Raw genomic sequence first — 22,518 nt, forward strand, 5'->3', positions numbered from 1 at the left:
ATCCGGGCCCGGTGAGCGGATGCGTCGAGGTCAGTTCCGGCGGTCCCCGTTGCGTCCGGCGACCTGCACCGCGACTCGTCCCCACCGGCGCAGCGCCGCGTCGCTCTCGGTCAGCCGGGCCGAGAGCACCGCGACGATCGTCTCCACCGCCCGGGCACTCACCATCTCGTGGTGATCGCAGTCGAGCCGGTACTGGTGGATCTCGCCGGCGATCACGTTGTGCCAGGCCGCCACCGCCGGGACCGGGGTCTCCGAGCGGGCCGCGGTGAAGAACAACGCGTCCCCGTCGAAGGTGTCCGGTTCGTGCCGCCGCGCGGCGCGGGCGGTGTCGGTCGACCCGGCGTGCAGCCGTTCGAGGTGGGCGGCGGTCAGGCCGGTGCCGCCCCCGAACGCCTCGTCGAGCACCGCGGCGGCGTGTTCGAAGCTCGGCTCACCGTCGTCGACGGGAAGCCCGAGATCGCGCAGCATGTCGCGGGTGCCGACGGCCGGGGACGCCCCGACCATCAGGTGGCTGTCGAGCAGGGCGAGGGTGTCGACGATCTCCCCGTCGCGGCGCAGTTCGACGGCGACGGCGTGCGCGACCACCCCGCCGAGCGACCAGCCCAGCAGGTGATATGGGCCGTGCGGCTGCACCCGGCGGATCTCCCGCACGTAGTGGCGGGCCAGCGCGGTGATGGTGTCGTGCCGCGGACCACCGGACAGGGCCGGCAACTGCAGACCGTAGACCGGCCGGTCGTCGTCGAGGCGGTGCGCGAGGGCGCTGTACGGCCAGGCCAGCCCCGCGGCGGGATGGATGCAGAACAGCGCGGTGCCGGTGCCGGGGCGCAGCGGCACGAGCACCCGGAACGCCTCGTCGATGCCGTTGCTCTCCTCGGACTCGCCGCTGCTCAGGTGTGCGGCGAGTTCTGCCGGGGTCGGATGGGTGAAGATCGACGCGATCGGCACCCGCCGCCCGAGTCGTTCCCCGAGCGCCGGTAGCAACCGGGTCGCCAGCAGCGAGGTGCCGCCGAGGTCGAAGAAGTCGTCGTCGACACCGACCCGGTCGAGGCCGAGATGCTCGGCGAACAGGTCGGTGACGAGCTTTTCGAGGTCGGTGCGCGGCGCCCGGTAGTCCCCGACCGGGGCGGTGAAATCCGGGGCGGGCAGCGCGGCGCGGTCGAGTTTGCCGGCCGGGGTGAGCGGGATGTCGTCGAGCACGGTGATCACCGCCGGCATCATGTGCGGCGGAAGATGCTGCGCGACGAACGTTTTCACCTCGGCGGCGGTGATGTCGGTATCAGGGGCGAGGCGGAGGTAGGACACCGGCACGGTCTGCCCGGACGGGGCGGTGTGGCCGAGGGTGTGGGCGAAGACCACCTGCGGGTGCGCGGTCAGCGTGGCATCGATCTCGCCGAGTTCGACGCGGAAGCCGCGGATCTTGACCTGGAAGTCGGTGCGGCCGACGTAGTCGAGGCGATGATCGGTGGTCCACCGCACCAGATCCCCCGTGCGGTACATCCGCTCCCCCGTGCCGGTGGGATCGGGCACGAACCGGGCGGCGGTCAGCGCGGGCCGGTCGTGGTAGCCGCGGGCCAGACCCGGCCCGGCGACATATAGTTCCCCGGCCACCCCGACCGGGACGGGTTGCAGCCGCCCGTCGAGGACCAGGGCGTGGAAACCGCGGCTGGGGGTGCCGATGGTGACGGGTTCGCCGACGGTGAGCGGCTCGCCGAGGGAGGTCATGATCGTCGCCTCGGTGGGACCGTAGGCGTCGATCACCCGCCGCGACGGCGCCCAGCGTGCCACCAGCTCCGGTGGGAGTGCTTCGCCGGCGACGAGCAGGGTGTGCAGTTCGGGGACGGTGTGCGGGTCGAGCGAGGCCAGCGCGGTGGGGGTGATGAAGGCGTGGCTGACCCGCTGTGCGCGCAGCACCGCGGCGAGCTCGTCGCCGCCGTAGACGTGCGGCGGCACGATCACCAGCGTCGCCGCGGCGCACAGCGCCATCATCTGCTCGAAGATCGACGCGTCGAAGCTCGGCGACGCCAGATGCGACACCCGGGCCGCGGCGGTGACCTGCAGACGGTCGCGTTCCTCCCGGGCGAGGGAGGCCAGGCCGCGGTGGGTGACCGCCACGCCCTTGGGGCGGCCGGTGGAGCCGGAGGTGTAGATCAGGTAGGCCGGATGATCCGGGCGCAGCACCGTCGGCCGGTCCGCGTCGTCGATCGGTGCGAGCGGCCCGGCGGTGAGGTCGAGGTCGTCGAGGACGAGCCAGTCCACCTCGTCGGGCAGCGCGTCGCGGTGCGCGGCGACGGTGATGCCGATGCGCGCGGCACTGTCGTCGAGCATGAAGGCGATGCGGTCGGCCGGATAGGTGGGGTCGACCGGCACGAATGCCGCGCCGCTGCGCACCGTCGCCCACACCGCGGTGACCGATTCGAGCGAGCGCGGGATCGCCAGGGCGATCACCTGTTCGGGTCCGGCGCCGCGGTCGAGCAGGCGCCGCGCGAGCCGGTGCGCGCGGGCGTCGAGTTCGCGGTAGGTGACCTGCCGGTCGTCGTCGACGACCGCGACCGCGTCCGGGGCGGTGGCAACGGCGGTGTCGAGCAGGTGCGGCCACAGCACCGCCGGTTCGGCCTGCGGTCCGATGGCGGGCACCAGCGCGGTGTGTTCTGCGGTGGTGAGCAGGTCGAGATCGCCGACGGGACGGTGCGGGTCGGCGGCGATCGCGTGCAGCAGCCGGGTGAGCCGGTCGGCGAAGCCACGCACCGTCTCGGCGTCGAACAGGTCGGTGGCGTAGACGAAGGCGGCGTCGAGGCCACCTTCGGCGTTCTCCCCGATGAGCAGTTCGAGGTCGAAGTTGCACACCGTCGGGTCGAGGGCGACGCCCTGCACGCTCAGGTGCGGCAGTTCCACCGCGGGCAGTTCGGCGGTGTGGAATTCGATGGAGACCTGGAACAGCGGTGAGTGTGCGGTCGAGCGGGTCGGGGCGAGCGCGTCGACGACCCGGTCGAAGGGCAGGTCGGCGTGCGCGAAGGCATCGAGGTCGCTGTCGGTGACGGCGGTGAGCAGCTCGGTGAACGACGCTTGCGCGGGCACCGCGGTGCGCAGCACGACGGTGTTGACGAACATGCCCACCAGATCGTCGAGGGCGCGGTGTCCGCGACCGGCGACCGGCGAGCCGACGGCGATGTCGTCGCTGCCCGACAGGCGGGCGAGCAGCACCGCGAACGCCGCGTGCACGGTCATGAACACGGTGCTGTGCCGGACGGCGGCGAGCTGCTGCAGCCGGGCGAGCAGATCGGCGTCGACGGTGAAGCGGGTGATGTCGCCGCGGAAGGACTGCTGCGGCGGCCGGGGCCGGTCGGTGGGCAGCGGCAGCACCTCCGGCAGCCCCGCGAGGCGCTGCTGCCAGTAGGTGGTCTGGTCGGCGGCGAGGGTGCCGGGGTCGTCCGGGTCGCCGAGCCGGTCGAGTTGCCACAGGGTGTAGTCGGCGTACTGCACCGGCAGCGGTTCGAACGCCGGGGTCTCGCCGCGGCTGCGGGCGGCGTAGGCGATCATCAGGTCGCGGGCCAGCGGGCCGGTGGAGCCGCCGTCGGCGGCGATGTGGTGTACGACCAGCACGGCGAGATGGTCGTCGCGGCCGAAGGAGAACACCCGTGCCCGCACCGGGATGTCGACGGTGACGTCGAATCCGGCGCCGAGGAAGTCGGCGATGGCGGTGTGCACGGTGTCCTCTCCGGCGGGCACCACGTCCAGCGGCAGCGGGGCGTCGGCGGCGGCGAGGATCCGCTGGTGCGGTCCGGCCGCCGACGCCGGGTAGATGGTGCGCAGGCTCTCGTGCCGGGCCAGCACGTCGTGCAGGGCGGCGCCGAGCGCGGCCGGGGACAGATGCCCGGACAACCGGATCGCCAGGGGGATGTTGTAGGCGGCGGAGGTCGGATCGAACTGGTTGATGAACCACAGTCGTTGCTGCGCCGGGGAGAGCGGGATGTGCTCGGGGCGCGGTCCGGCGATCGGGCCGGAGGTGGTGTCGGCGGTGGGTTCCTCGACCTCGGTGGTGGGCCGGTGGTCGAGGTGTGCGGCGAGCGCGGTGACGGTGGGGGCTTCGAACAGGGCGCGCACCGGCACGGGTCGGCCGAGCCGGTCGCCGAGGCGGGCGACGGCGCGGGTGGCGAGCAGTGAGTTACCGCCGAGGTCGAAGAAGTTGTCGTCGACGCCGAGTCGGTCGAGGCCGAGCACGTCGGCGAGTTCGTCGGCGACGAGCGACTCGAGCGGGTCGGTGGGTGCCGGACGGTCGCCGGTGCCGGCGGTCAGGTTCGGTGCGGGCAGGGCGGCGCGGTCGAGTTTACCGACGGGGGTCAGCGGGATCTCGTCGAGCACGCTGATGACGGTGGGCACCATGTGCGCCGGGAGATGCTCGGAGACATGGTATTTCACTGCGGCGTGGTCGATGTCGGCGCCGGGTGCGGGGTGCAGGTGGGCGACGAGGACCGTCTCTCCGCTCGGGGCGCGGTGCGCGACGGTGGCGGCGAATCCGACGGCCGGGTGGGCGGCGAGCACGGCGTCGATCTCGCCGAGTTCGACGCGGAAGCCGCGGATCTTGATCTGGAAGTCGCTGCGGCCGACGTATTCGATGCGCAGATCCCGCCGGTCGAGGTCACCGACCCAGCGCACCAGGTCCCCGGTGCGGTACATGCGTTTGCCGGGGGCGCCGTAGGGGTCGGCGACGAACCGGGCGGCGGTCAGCGCGGGCCGGGCGTGATAGCCGCGGGCCAGGCCCCAGCCGGCCAGGTACAGCTCACCGACGGCACCGAACGGCACGGGTCGCAGCGCGGTGTCGAGGACGACGGCGTGCACCCCGCGCAGCGGACCGCCGAGGGTCAGTGGGTCGTCGACGCCCAGGGGGTCGCTGATCGCGGCCATGATGGTGGTCTCGGTGGGCCCGTAGGCGTCGACGAGACGCCGCCCGGGCGCCCAGGTGGCCTGCAGGTCCGCCGGCCACGCCTCCCCACCGACCGCGAGATCGGTGAGGTCGGTCGGATCCGCCGGGTCGAGGGAGGCGAGCGCGGCGGGGGTGATGAACCCGTGGGTGACCCGCTGCTCGCGCAGCAGCGCGCCGAGTTCGGCGCCGCCGACGATGTGCGGGGGCACGATCACCAGTTCGGCGCCGGACCCGAACGCCAGGAGGTATTCGAAGATCGACGCGTCGAAGCTCGGCGACGAGACGTGCATGACCCGCGCGCCGGGTCCGGCACCGAAGCGGCTGCGCTGGTCGCGGGCAAAGTTGTCCAGGCTGCGGTGGGTGGTGATCACACCCTTGGGGCGGCCGGTCGAGCCGGAGGTGTAGATCAGGTAGGCGGGATGATCGAGCCGCAGCGCGACGGGGCGGTCGGTGTCGTCGATCGTGGTGGTGTCCTCGCCCGCGGCGTCGCGGTCGAGGTCGTCGAGCAGCAGCCACGGCACCGTGTCCGGGAGCCGGTCGCGGTGTGCGGTGGTGGTCACACCGACGGTGGCGCCGCAGTCGTCGAGCATGAATGCGACGCGTTCGGCCGGATAGCGCGGGTCGACGGGCACGAACGCCGCCCCGGTCTTGGTGATCGCCCACATCGCCGTCACCGACTCGACGGAGCGGGCGATGCCGAGGGCGACGAAGGTCTCCGGTCCGGCGCCGCGGCGCAGCAGCACCCGCGCCAGCCGGGTGGAGCGTTCGTCGAGTTCGCGGTAGGTGAGCACCCGCTCCCCCTCGCGCAGGGCCGGCCGGTCCGGGTGTGCGGCGGCGGTCGCGGCGAGCAGTTGCGGCAGGGCGACGTCGCTGCCCCCGGCCGGGCCGTGCACCGGCAGCAGCGCGTCCTGCTCGGTGGCGGTGAGTGCCGGCAGCGCGGTGATCGGGGCGGCCGGGTCGCCGGTGAGTGCGTCGAGCACAGCGGTGATGCGCGCGGCGATCGCGGCGACGGCGTCGCGGTCGAAGACCTCCGGCAGGTATTTCATGCGCAGGTGCACCGCGGTGTCGGTGTGCACGACCACCGACAGCGGGTAGTGCGCGGCGTCGCGGCCGGTGATGTCGGCGACCCGCATGCCGCCGAGGTCGGTGTCGCGGTCGAGACCGGCGCGTTCGACCGGGTACGACTCGAAGACGGTGAGGGTGTCGAATCGCACGGCGGCCCCGAGGTGCCGGTCGAGGGTGCCCAGGTCGAGATGGTGGTGATCGAGCAGGGCGACCTGTTCGGCCTGCACCCGGTCGATGAGCGCACCGACGGTGTCGTCGGGCCGCACGGTGATGCGCACCGGGACGGTGTTGATGAACAACCCGACCATCGCCTCGATGCCGGGGATCTGCGGTGGCCGCCCGGAGACGGTCGCCCCGAACACCACGTCGGTGCGGCCGGTGAGGGCGCCGAGCACCACACCCCAGGCGGTCTGCACGAGGGTGTTGGCGGTGACGCCGCGGGCGGTGGCGGTGTCGTGCAGCCGCACCGACAGAGCGGTGTCCAGGTCGAGGTCGAGGTCCTCGGAGATCCCGGCGGTGGTGCCGGGACGGTGCTGCGGGGCGAGCAGGGTCGGTTCGTCCACCCCCGCGAGGGCGCGGCGGTAGGCGTCGAGGGAGGCTTCCGGGTCGCGGTCGGCGAGCCAGGTGAGGTAGCTGCCGTAGTGCGGCGCCGGGGGCAGTGCCCGCTGGTCCGCGTCGGTGGCGTAGAGCATCAGCAGTTCCCGGATCAGCACCGGGGTGGACCAGCCGTCGAGCAGCAGGTGGTGGTTCGTCAACGCCAGCAGGTGCCGGCCCGGGCCGGTGTGCACGACGGTCGCGCGCAGCAGCGGCGTGGTCTCGGTGTCGAAGCGGGTGCGTCGATCGAGGGCGAGCAGTTGCGCGGCGGCGTCGTCCGGGTCGGGGTCGTCGCTGGTGTCGGCGACGGTGAACGGCACCTCCACGTGGGTGGGGATGACCTGGACGTGTCCGTCGCCGGCGGCGGGGAACGCTGCGCGCAGCGCCGGATGCCGGTCGAGCAGCAGTTGAAGGGAGCGGCGCATCCGGCTCGCGTCGACCTCGCCGCGCAGGTCGAGGACGAGCTGCACGATGTAGGCGTCGGGGCGGTCCCCGGCGAGCAGGGCGTGGAAGAGCAGCCCGGTCTGCAGCGGCGCGGTCGGCCACACCGTGTCCAGGGGCCCGTAGCGTTGCTCGAGGCGTTCGATGACGTCCTGGTGCAGTCGCACCAGCGGCAGATCCGAGGGGGTCAGGCCACCGGCGTGCGGGCTGCGGGTGTGCCGGGTCAGTGCGGTGGCGGCGGTGGCGAAGTGGTGCGCGAGGGCGGTGACGTCGGTGTCGTCGAGCAGCCCGGCCGGGTACGACCAGTGCACCTCGAGTACCGGCCCGGTGGGGGTGTCGGTGGTGACGGCGTTGATGTCGAGCACCGCGGCGGCGGGCATGTCCGGGCTCTGTGCCCCGCCGTGGGGGAAGCCGTCGATGGGCAGCCAGGGGGTGTCGGTGTCGGTGACCCCGGCGGCGGGGCGGCCGAGATAGTTGAAGCTGACCTGCGGCGTCGATGCGTTCGCGAGTTCGGTGGCGGTGTCGGGGTCGAGATAGCGCAGCAGCCCGAAGCCGGTGCCGCGGTCGGGGACGGCGGCGAGGTGTTCCTTGACGGTCTTGACGGCGCGACCGGCGGCCGGGCCGGCGGCGAGCGCGTCGTCGAGGTCGATGCCGGTCAGGTCCAGGCGCAGCGGGTGGATGGTGGTGAACCAGCCGACGGTGCCGGACAGGTCGGCGCCGGCGGCGGCATTGCTGTCGCGGCCGTGCCCTTCGAGGTTGAGCAGCAGCTGGGCCGGGTGGTGGCCGCGGTCGCGGCGCCACGCCGCCACCGCGAGGGCGAGTGCGGTGAGCAGGCCGTGGTCGACGGCGCCGTGGAAGGCGTTGGGCACGGCGGTGAGCAGCGCCTCGGTGACGGAGGTGGGCAGTTCGGTGGCGACGGTGATGACGGTGGCGTTGGTGTCGCGGACCGGATCGAAGGGGCGGTGCCCGAGCGGCGGGTTCGGTCCGTCGAGCGTGGCGCGCCAGAAGTCGAGTTCGGTGCGGCGGGTGGGGGCGGCGTCGCGCAGGGCGTGGGCCCAGCGGCGCACGCTGGTGCCGGTGTGGAGGGGCAGCAGCGCACCACTCGTGGCGCCGTCGGCCGCGGCGGCCGCCCACGCAGCGGCCAGGTCGGGGACGAGGATGCGCCAGGACACCCCGTCGACGGCGAGATGGTGGATGACGATGAGCAGTCGGCCGGCGCCGCTGGTGGCGTCGAACCACACCAGCTGCACCACCCGCCCGCTGTGCGGGTCGAGGCGGTCGGCGGCGGCGTCGAGTTCGGCGGCGGCCAGGGCGAAGAAGTCGTCGCTGTCCGCGGCGCTGGTCACCGGCACCCGGTGGATGACGGTGTCGACGTCGACGCTGCCCGGGGCGGGCACGTGCAGGACGTGTCCGCCGGGGACGTCCGGCACCGCGTGCAGGTGCACGCGCAGCATGTCGTGCCGGTCGAGGACCGCGGTGACGATCGCCCGCAGCGTCGCCGCGTCCAGGCCGGTGGGCAGGCGCAGCAGCAGCGCCTGCGAGTAGCGGCCGATGCTGCCGCCGCGGTCGAGCATCCAGTGCGCGATCGGCGGTAGCGGCATGTCCCCGACCCCACCGCCGGGCAGCTCCGCGAGCGTTTCGGTGGGGGTGGCGGTGCCGACGACGGCGGCGAGCGCGGCGGGGGTCTTGTGTTCGAACACCTCGCGCGGAGTCAGGTCCAGGCCGGCGGCCTTCGCGCGGGAGACCAGCTGGATGGACATGATCGAATCGCCGCCCAGGGCGAAGAACGAATCGTCCACCCCCACCGTCGGCAGACCGAGGATCTGCGCGAACAGTTCCACCAGCACCGTTTCGTGGCCGCGCGCGGGGGCGCGGGAGACGGTGGTGCGGGCGGCGAAGTCGGGGGCGGGCAGTGCGCGCCGGTCGAGTTTGCCGGTTGCGGTGACCGGCAGCGTGTCGAGCACCATCAGGGTGGACGGCAGCATGTACGCGGCGAGTTCCCCGGCGGCATGCTCGAGCACCACGTCGACGTCGAGGTCGTGGCCGGGTTCGGGTACCGCGTAGCCGACGAGCCGGTCGGTACCGGAGGCCGGGTCGGTGTGGACGACGACCACGGCGCGGCCGACACCGGGGGCGCGCAGCAGCGCCGCTTCGATCTCGCCGAGCTCGATGCGGAAACCGCGCAGCTGCACCTGGAAGTCGGCGCGGCCGAGATATTCGATCTCGCCGTCGCGGGTGCGGCGCGCCAGGTCCCCGGTGCGGTAGATCCGGTCGCCGGGGGCGCCGTGCGGGTCGGCGACGAACCGGGTGGCGGTCGGATCGGGGCGGTGCAGGTAGCCGCGGGAGAGCTGGGCGCCGGAGACGTACAGTTCGCCGATCACCCCGGTGGGCACCGGATGCAGCCGGTTGTCGAGGATGTGCAGGCGCAGCGACGGCAACGGTGGGCCGATCAGGCTTGCCGCGGCGGTGGCGGCGAGTTCGCGGGTGATGGTGCGGGCGGTGACGTGCACGGTGGTCTCGGTGATGCCGTACATGTTCACCAGCGTCGGGGCGGTGTCGTCGTGGCGCCGGTACCAGCGGTCGAGCTGCCCGAAGTCGAGGGCTTCCCCACCGAAGATCACCCGGCGCAGCGCCGGCAGGTCGGTGCCGGCGGCGCGGTCGGCGTCGATGAGCTGGTAGAAGGCCGTCGGGGTCTGGTTGAGCACGGTGACCCGTTCGCGGCGCAGCAGTGCCAGGAATTCCTGCGGGTTGCGGGCGGTGTGGTAGTCGACGACGACGAGCCGGCCACCGTGGGCGAGGGCGCCCCACAGTTCCCACACCGAGAAGTCGAAGGCGTAGGAGTGGAACAGTGTCCACACATCGGAGGCGTCGAAACCGAACATCTCGGTGGTGTCGGTGAGCAGGGTGACGACGGTGCGGTGCGGGACCATCACGCCCTTGGGGCGGCCGGTGGAGCCGGAGGTGTAGATGACGTACGCCGCTGCCTCCGGGTGCACGCGTGGCAATCCGTCACCGCCGCTGGGCATCTCGTCGAGGCGGGTGCGCACGGCCGGGTCGTGCAGGTCCACGATCGGTGGGGTGTGCGGGGGCAGAGCGGTGGCGTGGTCGGCGGTGGTGAGCAGGCACACCGGGGCCGCGTCGTCGAACATGTACGCGAGCCGGTCCGGGGGGAACGCCACGTCGATGGGCAGATAGGCGGCGCCGCTGTGCAATACGGCGAGCAGCGCGACGATCAGGTCGGTGCCGCGCGGCAGGGCGACGGCGACGAGCCGGTCGGGTCCGGCGCCGTGCTCGACGAGCAGCCGCGCCAGGCGCTGCACCCGGTCGGTGAGCTCGTCGTAGCGCAGCGTCCCGTCGGGGGCGGTGACCGCGATCGCCGCCGGGTCGAGTCCGGCGCCGCGGGCGTACAGATCGAGCAGCGACGCCGAGGCGGAGCCGAGCACGCTCGCCGAGGCGGAGCCGAGCACGCTCGCCGTGGCCGGGCGCAGCGGCGCCGGGGCGGTGGGACGTTCGTCGTCGGTGAGCAGGTCGACGTCGCCGATGGGGCGGTGCGGGTCGGCGGTGACCGCGTCGAGCAGCCGCACCAGCCGCTGCGCGAAGGAGGCGACGGTGTCGGGATCGAACAGGTCGGTGGCGTAGGTGAACGCCGCGGGCATTCCGTCGCTCTCCCCTGTTCCGGTCGGGTCTGGATCCTGCAGGGTCAGTTGCAGGTCGAACTTGGCGACGGGCAGCTCCGGGTCGAGGGCGTCGACCTCGAGTTCGGGCAGCACCAGGTGGGCCCGTTCGGTGTTGCCGTATTCGAGCACCACCTGGAACAGCGGGGACCGGTCGGTCTCGCGGGCCGGGGCGAGCACGTCGACGAGGGTCTCGAAGGGCAGCTCGGTGTGCCCGAAGGCCGCGAGGTCGATCTCGCGGGTGCGGTGCAGGTGGTCGGTGAACGACAGCGCCCCGTCGACGGGGGTGCGCAACACCACGGTGTTGACGAACATGCCGACCAGGTCGTCGAGGGCGCGGTGGCCGCGACCGGCGACCGGGGAGCCGATGACGATGTCGGATGTGCCGGTCAGGCGGGCCAGCAGCGCCGCGAACGCTGCGTGCACGGCCATGAACACGGTGGTGTCGTGCTCGGCGGCCAGCGCCTCGAGGCGCCGCTGCACGTCGGCGGGCACGGTGAAGCGGTGCAGGGCGCCGTGGAAGCTGCGCTGGGTGGGGCGCGGCCGGTCGGTGGGCAGCGGCAGCAGTTCGGGGGCGTCGGCGAGGGTGTCGCGCCAGAACCGCAGCTGCGCGGCGGCGAGGGAGGTCGGGTCGTCCGGGTCGCCGAGCAGCCGGCGCTGCCACAGGGCGTAGTCGGCGTACTGCACCGGCAGCGGCGACCGATCCGGGTCCGTCCCGCCGGTGCGGGCGGTGTAGGCGAGCATCAGGTCGCGGGCCAGCGGCGCCATCGACGAGCCGTCCGCGGCGATGTGGTGCACCACCACCGCCAGGACATGAGCGTGCTCGTCCAGGCGCCACAGCCGTAGCCGCACCGGCACCGCCGCGGCCACGTCGAAACCGGCACCGACGAAGTCGGCGAGGTCGGTGGGCAGGTCGTCGCCGGTGACCGGCCGCGCCGTGAGCGCCGGCAGCACCCGGTCGGTGTCGACGACGACCTGGCGCGGGCCCTGTTCGTCGCCGGGATACCAGGTGCGCAGGCTCTCGTGCCGGTCGAGCACGTCGCGCACCGCTCCGGTCAGTGCCGCGACGTCGAGGCGGCCGGACAGGCGGATGGCGAGCGGAATGTTGTAGGCGGCGGAGGTGGTGTCGAACTGGTTGACGAACCACATGCGTTGCTGGGCCGGGGACAGCGGCAACCGTTCGGGCCGGTCGGCGGCGACCAGCGGCACCCGTCCGTGCCCACCGTGATCGTCGAGGATCCGCGCGGCGAGCGCCCGCACCGTGGGCGCCTCGAACAGGGCGCGGACCCCGGCGTCGGTGCCGAGCGCGGCGTTGAGGCGGGCGACGACGCGGGTGGCGATCAGCGAGTTGCCGCCGAGATCGAAGAAGTTGTCGTCGACGGAGACCTGCGGGTGCCCGAGGACCTCGGCGACGATCTCGGCGACGGTTGCCTCGAGGTCGGTGCTCGGGGGACGGTAGTCGCCGCCGAGCCGTGTCAGGTCCGGCACCGGCAGGGCGCGGCGGTCGAGTTTGCCGACCGGGGTCAGCGGCAGCTCGTCGAGCACCACCACCGCGGCGGGCACCATGTGACCGGGCAGCCGCGCCGCGGCCCAGGCGCGCAGTGCCCGCGGATCGATCTGCGTGGCGGTGGTGTCGGTGGTGTCGGGCAGTATGTAGGACACGAGCACGGTGTCGCCGCTGGGTGCGGGGTGCCCGATGGTGTGGGCGAAGGCGATCGCGTCGTGGGCGGTGAGCGCGGCGTCGATCTCGCCGAGTTCGATGCGGAAGCCGCGCACCTTGACCTGGAAGTCGGAGCGCCCCAGATATTCGACGGTGCCGTCGTGCCGCCAGCGCACCACATCCCCGGTGCGGTACATGCGTTCGCCGGGGGTGCCGTAGGGGTCGGCGACGAACCGGGCGGCGGTGAGGTCGGGGCGGCGATGGTAGCCGCGGGCCACGCCCGGCCCGGCGATGTACAGCTCGCCGGCCACCCCGACGGGGACGGGCCGCAGCCGGTCGTCGAGGGCGGTCTGGTGGAAGCCGACGGCGGGGCCGCCGATGGTGACGGTGTGCCCGGGCCGCAGCTGCGGGCTGACGCTGGTCTCGATGGTGGCCTCGGACGGGCCGTAGCCGTTGAACATGCGCCGTCCCGGCGCCCAGCGCGCCACCAGTTCCGGTGGGCAGGCCTCGCCGGCGACGACGAGGACCTCGAGGTCGTCGAGTCCGGTGGGGTCGAGGGAGGCGAGCGCGGTGGGGGTGATGAAGGCGTGGGTGACCTTCTCCTCGCGCAGCAGCCGGGCGAGTTCGTCGCCGCCGTAGACGTCCGGCGGCACGATCACCAGGGTGGCGCCGGCGCAGAACGCCTTGGTGAACTCGAAGATCGACGCGTCGAAGCTCGGCGACGCCAGGTGCGAGACGCGAGCCTGGTGGGTGATGGTGAAGTGGCTGCGCACCTCGGCGTTGAGGTTGGTCATGCCGCGGTGGGTGACCACCACGCCCTTGGGGCGGCCGGTGGAGCCGGAGGTGTAGATCAGGTAGGCCGGGTGGTCGAAGTGCAGCGCGGCGGTGCGGTCGGCGTCGGTGATGGGTGCGTCGCTCGTCGCGGCGATCCGGGCGGCGACGGCAGGATCGTCGAGCACCAGCCACGGCACCTGCACCGGCAGCGCGTCGCGGTGCGCGGCGGTGGTGATGCCGAGGGCGGCAGCGCTGTCGGTGAGCATGTAGCTCACCCGCTCCGGTGGGTAGGCGGGGTCGACGGGCACGAACGCCGCACCGGTCTTGGTGACCGCCCACACCACCGCGACCGATTCGAGCGAGCGGGTCAGCGCGAGCGCGACGACGGTTTCCGGGCCGATCCGGTGCTCGTCGACGAGCAGCCGCGCCACGCGGGTGGACCAGGCGTCGAGTTCGGCGTAGGTGATCTGCCGGTCGGCGAAGCGCAGGGCGACCGCGTCGGGCAGGATCGCGGCGATCGAGGTGAGCAGTTCCGGCCACAGTTGCGGTGAGACCGGTGGCAGGCCCCGCGCCGGGGCCAGGTCGGCCAGTTCCCGCTCGGTGACGATGTCGATGTTGCCGACCGCGATGTCGGGGGTGTCGGTGATCGCCTCGACGATGCGCACGAACCGGTCGGCGAACGAGGCGACGGTGGCGGCGTCGAACAGGTCGGTGGCGTAGGTGAACGACGCGCGGATGCCGGCGGGGCCGTCGGCGTCGGTGGTCTCGGCGATGGACAGCTGCAGGTCGAACAGCGCCAGCATCGGGTCGAGGTCGATCACCCGCACCGACAGGTCGGGCAGTTCGATCTCGGGGCGTTCGGTGTCCTGGAATTCGAGCAGCACCTGGAACAGCGGGGTGTAGGCGGTCGAGCGGGGCGGGTCGAGGACCTCGACGAGCCGCTCGAAGGGCACCTCGGTGTGCCCGAAGGCGGTCAGGTCGCCGGTGCGGATGCGGTCGAGCAGCGCGGTGAACGGCTCGTCGTCGTCGACGCGGGCGCGCAGCACCACGGTGTTGACGAACATGCCGACCAGGTCGTCGAGGGCCCGGTGGCCGCGCCCGGCGACGGGGGTGCCGACGACGATGTCGTCGCTGCCGGACAGGCGGGCGAGCAGCACCGTCAGTGCGGCGTGCACCAGCATGAACACCGACGCGTCGTGGGCGCGGGCGATGTCGAGCAGCCGGCGGTGCGCGGCCGCGTCGAGGGTGAACGGGATGCGGGCGCCGCGCCGCGACGGCTGCACCGGGCGCGGCCGATCCAGCGGCAGTTCGAGCAGTTCCGGGGCGCCGGCGAGGGCTGCGCGCCAGAACCGGAGCTGTTCGGCGGCCAGGGAATCGGGGTCGGTGTCGTCGCCGAGCACCCGGTGCTGCCAGAGGGTGTAGTCGACGTACTGCACCGGCAGCGGGGTCCACTGCGGGGTCTGCCCGGCGTGGCGGGCGCTGTAGGCGGCGATGACGTCGCGGGCCAGCGGCCCCATGGAGAAACCGTCGGCGGCGATGTGGTGGGCGACGAGCACGAGCACGTGCTCGTCCTCGGCCAGGGCGAGCACCCGGATGCGGGTGGGGATCTCGGTGGCCACATCGAATCCGGCCGCGAGGATCGGGGTGAGCTCGCTGTCGAGGTCGGTGCCGTCGTCGACGGTGAGCATCACCAGATCGGGGACGGCGGCGCCGGTGGGCACCACGACCTGCACGGGCCCGTCGTCGGTGAGCGGATAGCGGGTGCGCAGCGATTCGTGCCGGGCGACGACGTCGCCGATGGCGTGCTGCAGCGCCGCCTGATCGAGCCTGCCGCTCAGGCGCAGCGCGACGGCGATGTTGTAGGCCGGGGAGGTGGTGTCGAACTGGTTGATGAACCACATCCGCTGCTGCGCCGGGGACAGCGGGACCGGGTCGGGGCGCGGCCCGGCCACCGGGGCGCCGCGCCCGGCGCCGGTGCGGTCGGGCTGGTCGAGATGCGCGGCGAGATCGGCGACGACCGGATGATCGAAGATCTCCCGGATGCCGAGCTCACCGCCGGTGTCCGCGGCGAGCCGGGCGGCGGCGCGCATCGCGAGCAGGGAGGTGCCGCCGAGGTCGAGGAAGTGGTCGTCGGCGCCGACCCGGTCGACGCCGAGCAGGTCGGCGAAGACGGTGGCGACGAGCTGTGCGGTGGGGGTGCGCGGCGCCCGGTAGCCACCGGCGGCGGTCGGTGCCGGCGGAGCGGGCAGCGCGTTGCGGTCGAGTTTGCCGTTGGGGCCGACCGGCAGCGCGTCGAGGACGACGAGGGCGGCGGGCACCATGTAATCCGGCAGGTGCGCGGCGAGATCGGCGGTGACCGCGGCGGTGTCGATGCTGCGGCCCGGGGTGGGCACGAGATAGCCGGTGAGCCGGTCGTCGGCGCCGTGGTGGACGAGCACCACCGCCTGTCCGATCTCCTCGCGGGCGCGCAACACCTGCTCGATCTCCCCGAGCTCGATGCGCAGACCGCGGATCTTGACCTGGAAGTCGGTGCGCCCCAAGTACATCAGGGCACCGTCGGCGCGGCGGGTGGCCAGATCCCCGGTGCGGTACATCCGCTCCCCCGGCGCCCCGAACGGGTCGGCGACGAACCGGTCGGCGCTCAGGCCCGGGCGGTCGAGATAGCCGCGGGCGAGCTGGATCCCGGCCAGATACAACTCGCCGGCGGCGCCGGCGGGCACCGGATGCAGCCGCGCGTCGAGCACGTAGGCGCGGGTGTTCCACACCGGGCGCCCGATCGGCACCGACCCGGCACCGGTGTCGGTGGTGGTCCAGGCGGTGACGTCCACCGCGGCCTCGGTGGGCCCGTACAGATTGTGCAGGGCGGTGTGCGGCAGCGCCTCCCGCAGCGCGGCGGCGGTCTCGGCGGGCAGCGCCTCCCCCGACGCGAACACGTGCCGCAGCGCGAGCGGCTCCCGGCCGCGGCCGTGCAGGGCGTCGACGAACACCGCGAGCATCGACGGCACGAAATGCGCCACGGTGACCCGCTCCTCGGCGAACAGCCGCAGCAGGTAACCGGGATCGCGGTGCCCGCCGGGGGCGGCGACGGCCAGCCGCGCCCCGACCTGCAGCGGCCAGAAGAACTCCCACACCGACACGTCGAAGGTGGCGGGGGTCTTCTGCACCACCGTGTCGTCGGCGGTCAGCGGATAGGTGTGCTGCATCCAGCGCAACCGGTTGACGATCGCGGCGTGCGGCACCGCCACCCCCTTGGGGCGGCCGGTGGAGCCGGAGGTGAAGATCACGTAGGCGAGATGCGCGCCGGTCGGCTCCGGTCGATCCGCCGAGGTGAGGGCCGCCGGGGATTCGTCGGCGAGGTCGAGGCGGTCGATGCGCAGCACCTCGGCGCCGGTGTCGGGCAGGGCGTCGGCGACATCGCTGGTGGTGAGCACCGCGCGCGGGGCGGCGGTGTCGAGGACGTAGCGCAGCCGCTCGGCGGGATGCTCCGGATCCAGCGGCAGGTAGGCGGCACCGCTCTTGACGATCGCGTACATGCCGACGAGCAGATCCAGCGACCGCGGCGCGGCGAGGGCGATCACCCGGTCCGGTCCGGCGCCGGCGCGCAGCAACCGCCGCGCGAGCCGGTTGGTGACCGCGTCGAATTCGGCGTAGCCGAGGGTGCGGCCGTCGACGGTGACGGCCGGGGCGTCCGGGGTCGCGGCGACCTGCGCGGCGAACAGTTCCCCGAGGGTGGTGGCGGGTCCGGTGTCGGCGGTGGTGGCGTTCCACGTGTCGAGAACGGTGCGGCGTTCGTCGGCGGTGAGCAGCTCCACGTCGCCGACCGGCACCGCCGGATCCGCGGTGACCGTCTCGAGCAGCCCCACGAGGCGCTGCCCGATCGCGGCGGCGGTGGCGGGATCGAACAGGTCGGTGGCGTAGGACAGCGCGCCGCGCAGTGCGTGGGTGCGGCCGTCGCCGTCGGCGACCGCGCCGAGCTGCAGATGCAGGTCGAATTTGGTGGTGTGAGTGTCGATTTCGGCGATGTCGACGTCCAGGCCGGGCAGGGTCAGGTGCGCGCCGGTGGTGTCGGAGAAGGCGAGCATCACCTGGAACAGCGGCGAGTAGGCCGCCGAGCGGGCGGGCACCACGGCGTCGACGAGCCGGTCGAACGGCAGGTCGGTGTGCGCGAAGGCCGCCAGGTCGGTGTCGCGCACCGCGGCGAGGACGTCTGCGAAGGACAGGTCGGCGGGTACGGCGGTGCGCAGCGCGACGGTGTTGACGAACATGCCGACCAGGTCGTCGAGGTGGCGGTGGCTGCGCCCGGCGACGGGGGTGCCGACGACGATGTCGTCGCCGCCGGACAGGCGGGCCAGCAGCACCGCCAGGGCGGCGTGCACGACCATGAACTCGGTGGCGGTGTGGGCGTGGGCGAGCTGCCGGATCCGCCCGTACAGCTCCGGGGCGATCTCGACGTCGACGCTCGCGCCGCGGAAGGACTGCTGCGGTGGGCGCGGCCGGTCGGTGGGCAGCGCCAGCAGGTCGGGGGCGCCGGTGAGGATCTCGCGCCAGTACTCGAGTTGCCGGGCGGCGCGGGAGGTCGGGTCGTCGACGTCGCCGAGCAGATCCGCGAACCACAGGGTGTAGTCGGCGTACTGCAGCGGCAGCGGCGCCCAGTCCGGGGCGGTGCCCGCGGCGCGGGCGGCGTAGGCGGTGACCAGATCCCGGGACAGCGGCGCCAGCGACGCGCCGTCGGCGGCGATGTGGTGCACCACCACGGCGAGCACGTGCTCGTCGCCGGCGACGCGGAACAGCCGCATCCGCAGCGGCGGGTCGACGGTGACGTCGAAACCGGCCGCGACCACCGCCGCGACGTCCGCGTCGAGATCGTCCGTGACCGTGGGGGTCAGATCCAGGGCGAGCGCGTCGACGGGCAGCACCTGCTGGATCGGCCCGGCCGGGGTGGCCGGGTAGACGGTGCGCAGCGCCTCGTGCCGGTCGAGCACATCGCGGGTCGCCGCGACCAGCGCCGCGTGGTCGAGGGCGCCGCGCAGCCGCAGCGCGATCGGGATGTTGTAGGCGGCCGAGGACGGGTCGAGCTGGTCGACGAACCACAGGCGTTGCTGGGCGGCGGAGACCGGGATGCGGTCCGGGCGCGGCAGCACCGGCGCCGGGGCGGGCCGGTCGACGTCGTCACCGGCGGGCAGGTTCGCCGCCAGCGCCCGCACGGTGGGGGCCTCGAACAGCGACCGCACCCCCAGATCGGTGCCGAAGGCGTCGTTGATGCGGGAGATCACCCGGGTGGCGACCAGCGAGTTGCCGCCGAGCTCGAAGAAGCTGTCGTCGGCACCGACCTCGGCGACGCCGAGCTGGTCGGCGAAGATCGCGGCCAACGCGGTCTCGGTGGGCGACATCGCCGCCGCCCCACCGGCGCCGCCGAAGACCGGCTCGGGCAGTGCCGTGCGGTCGAGTTTGCCGACGGCGGTCAGCGGGATCTCGTCGAGCACCATGATCGCGGCGGGCACCATGTGGGCGGGCAACCGCGCCGCGAGCGCCGCGGACAGCTGCTCCGGGTCGAGGGTGCAGCCGGCATCGGGCAGCACATAGGACACGAGCATCTGTTCCCCGGAGGGCGCGGCGCGGCCCAGGGTGACGGCGAAGGCGACGTCGGGGCGGTCGCTGAGGGCGGCGTCGATCTCGCCGAGTTCGATGCGGAACCCGCGGATCTTGACCTGGAAGTCGGAGCGGCCGAGATATTCGACGGTCACCGAGCGGGCGGGACGGTGCGGGTCGCGGATGCGCCAGCGGGTGACGTCACCGGTGCGGTACATGCGCGAGCCGGGAGGGCCGAAGGGGTCGGCGACGAAACGGGTGGCGGTCAGGCCCGGCCGGTCGTGATAGCCGCGGGTGACGCCCGGCCCGGCGATGTACAGCTCCCCGGCGATCCCGACCGGCACCGGGTGCAACCGGCCGTCGAGGATCAGCTCGTCGATACCGCACACCGGGTGGCCGATGGTGACGGTCTCCCCCGGCACCAGCATGTCGGTGATATTGCAGACGATGGTGGTCTCGGTGGGCCCGTACGCGTTGTACATCCGGCGGCCGGGTGCCCAGCGCGCCACCAGTTCCGGTGGGCACGCCTCGCCCGCGACGGTGACCGCCTCGCATTCGACGCCGGTCGGGTCCACCGACGCCAGCGCGGCCGGGGTGGAGAACAGGTGGGTGACCTGTTCGCGGCGCAGCAGCGCCGCCAGTTCGTCGCCGCCGTAGATGTGGGCGGGCACCACCACGAGGGTCGCGCCGATGGCGAAGGCGGTCATGTACTCGAAGATCGACGCGTCGAAGCTCGGCGAGGAGAAGTGCGAGACCCGGGCCGCCGGGGGTGGGGCCAGGCGGGTGTGCAGGGTCGCCGACAGGTTCGCCAGGCCGCGGTGCGGCACCACCACACCCTTGGGGCGGCCGGTGGAGCCGGAGGTGTAGATCAGGTAGGCGGGATGGTCGAACAGCAGGGTGGCCGGCCGGTCGTCGTCGGTGATCGGCTCATCGCTCGCCTGCGCGATCCGCGCGTCGAGATCCGGATCGAGGACGAGCCAGGGCACCGTGTCGGGCAGCTCGTCGCGGTGCGCGGCGGTGGTCAGGCCCAGGATCGCCCCGGAGTCGGTGAGCATGTACTCGATGCGGTCGGCCGGATACTTCGGGTCGACGGGCACGAAGGCGGCCCCGGACTTGGCGATCGCCCAGATCACCGCCACCGATTCGAGGGAGCGGGTGATGCCGACCGCGACGAAGGTCTCCGGTCCGGCGCCGGCGTCGATGAGGACGCGGGCGAGCCGGTTGGACCAGGCGTCGAGTTCGCCGTAGGTCATGCGCCGGTCCTCGCACACCACCGCCTCGGTGTCCGGCACCACCGCGGCGACCGCGCACAGGATCTCCGGCAGGGTCTGCGCGGAGCGGGCCGGGTCGCCGTGCGCCGGGACCAGACCGGCGACCTCGTCGCTGCCGACGAACGGCAGATCCCCGATGGGCAGGTGCGGGTCGGTGAGCACCGCGGTCAGGGCGCGGCCGAGTCGCCGGCCGGTGGTGGTGGCGGTGTGCGCGTCCACCCGGTCGGGCCGGTAGCCGGTGCGGACCTGCAGGGCGGTGCCGGTGGTGTCGATCGTCACGCGTAGCACCGCGTCCGCGGGGGCGGAGGTCGGGTCGTCGAGGGTGAGCACCACCGGGCAGGCGGGGGCGAGGCCGGCGAGCACGGCCGGGTCGACCTCGGCGTGGGCGGCGAGATCGGCGCCGAGGGTGCGCACGCGCCGCACCAGCTCGGCGAAGGGCTCGGCCGGGTCCAGCTCGACGCGTAGCGGCAGCACCCGCCCGTCGCGGGCCACGCCGACGAGGACGTCGTCGTGACCGGTGAGCCGGGCGATGAGAGCCGCCGTGGCGGCGTGCAGTACGGCGGCGACGGTGGTGTCCGGGGCGTCGCCCTCGGTGGTGGCGAAACGCGCGGCGAGCGCCGCGGCCGTGACCGCCAGGCGGTCCTCGACGTCGGCGGGGGTGTCGTCGGCGGGGGCGGTGACGGGGCGGGGCAGTTCGAGGCGTTCGGCGGCGTCGGCGAGCTGCTGCCGCCAGAAACCGGCGTCGGCGGCGGCGCGGCGGCGCTGCTCGCCCAGGGTCACGCTGGCCGGATGGATCACGGCGACCGCGCGGTCGGGGGCGCTGCGCAGGAAATCGTCGAGCAGTTCGACGAACCGGTCGTGGTGGGCACGGAGTTCGTCCTCGTCGTAGCGGTGCGGGTTGCCGCGGAAGTCGAGGAAGGTCCGGGCCGGGTCGCCGCTCTGATAGATGTTGACCAGCAGGTCCTCGACGGGACCGGAGGTCATGATGTGGAACTCGCCGCGGATGTCGCCGAGCACGATCTCCTGCCGGAACAGCATGACGTTGACCATCGGCCCGGCATAGCGGTACGGGTCGCCGGCGGCGCCGGTCTCGCGGCGGATGTCCTCGAGGCTGAATCGCTGGTGGCGCAGCGCCCCGGTGAGTTCGAGCTGCACCCGCCGCACCAGGTCGGTGCGGGTGTCGTCCGGTTCGAGAAAGATGTGCAGCGGCGCGGTGTTGACGAGCATGCCGCCGGAGCGGCGGGCCATGGCGGTGGTGCGGGCGAAGACCGGCAGGTTGATCATCACGTCGTCGCGGCCGGTCATCCGCGCCAGATAGCACGCGAACGCCGCGATGACCGCCGCCGTCGACGACAGTCCCGGTTCGTCGTCGACCGCGGTCAGCGCGTCGACGAGGTCGTCGGGGAGGGTGTGGCTCGACAGCAGCGACACCGCCGCGGTGGGGGCGTCGCGTTGCGCCAGAGTCGAGCCGTCCTCGAGTCCGGCGACCCGCTCGATCCAGTAGTCGCGGTCGGTGCGGTAGCGCTCGGAGGTGCGGTACTCGCGGTCCCAGTCGTACAGGGCGCGCAGGTCGGCGGCTTTCGACGGTTCCGGCTCGCGGCCGTCGATCTCCGCGGTGTAGAGGGCGGCGATGCGGTTGACCATGGTCATCGCCGCGAATCCGTCGAGGGCGACGTGGTGGATGCGGGCGTACCAGAGGAACCGGTCGTCGGCGACCTGCAGGATCGTCATGTTCACCAGCAGGTCGTTCGCCAGGTCCACCGGGGTGGCGTAGTCGGCGGTCATCCACTCGTGCGCCGCGGCCATCGGGTCGGGTTCGCCGCGGAAGTCGAGCAGCGGGATCCCGTTGCGGTCCTCGACGGTGGGGTCGACGTACTGGACGGGTTCACCGTCGACGTCGACGACCCGCAGATAGGCGGACCGGAACTCGGCACCGGCGCGATATCCGCAGCGACGCAGCAGATCCAGGTCCGGGGCGCCGCGCAGATCCACATACTGCGCGATGCACACGGGTACCTCGGGTGCGAGCTGCTGCGCGAACCAGATGGCCCGTTGCGCGGACGACAGCGGGAAAGCGCCGGCCGGTATCTGCGGACGACGGTGTCGCAGCGACATGTCCCCTCCGAAAGCGATGTTGTTGGCCGTGATCGGCGTGTGTCCCCCGACATCGCGTGCAGGGGCCGACCCCGGTGCCGCTGGGCGTGCGGCGCCGCGATCGGACCCCCGTTCGATCGTGTGATCCCGTGTGACCGGGACCACACAACAAGCTAGACCACCTGTGCGACCGGTACGACCGGATTGCGGCGAAGACCGCACCACTACCCGCCGATGTGCCCCGGAGGCCGTGCCCGTGCCGCGACAGGACCGGTACGGAACCGCGAGTGACCTCGGAGATCGTTCCCGTGCAGGGGATCAGTCGCGTTTCGATAACGTTTTCCCGACGGCCGGGAGGAATGCCCTGTTCGTGACCGGAGTGACGAATGAGGTCGGCGTCGAAGCAGGATCGGGCTCGCCGGAAACGCCCCGAAA

General features: G+C 73.1%; 1 protein-coding gene. It reads right to left on the bottom strand.

Going from position 1 to position 22,518, the window contains the following annotated elements; translation table 11 throughout:
* Window positions 1-30: 30 nt before the first annotated feature.
* On the bottom strand, window positions 31-22,104 hold the full coding sequence (locus ACQR3U_RS17970; RefSeq protein WP_230811099.1) for a non-ribosomal peptide synthetase: 22,074 nt from the start codon (window positions 22,102-22,104) through the stop codon (window positions 31-33).
* Window positions 22,105-22,518 lie beyond the last annotated feature (414 nt).

This window comes from Rhodococcus sp. IEGM1339 (assembly GCF_050321925.1).
Classification (GTDB): Bacteria; Actinomycetota; Actinomycetes; order Mycobacteriales; family Mycobacteriaceae; genus Rhodococcus; species Rhodococcus pyridinivorans.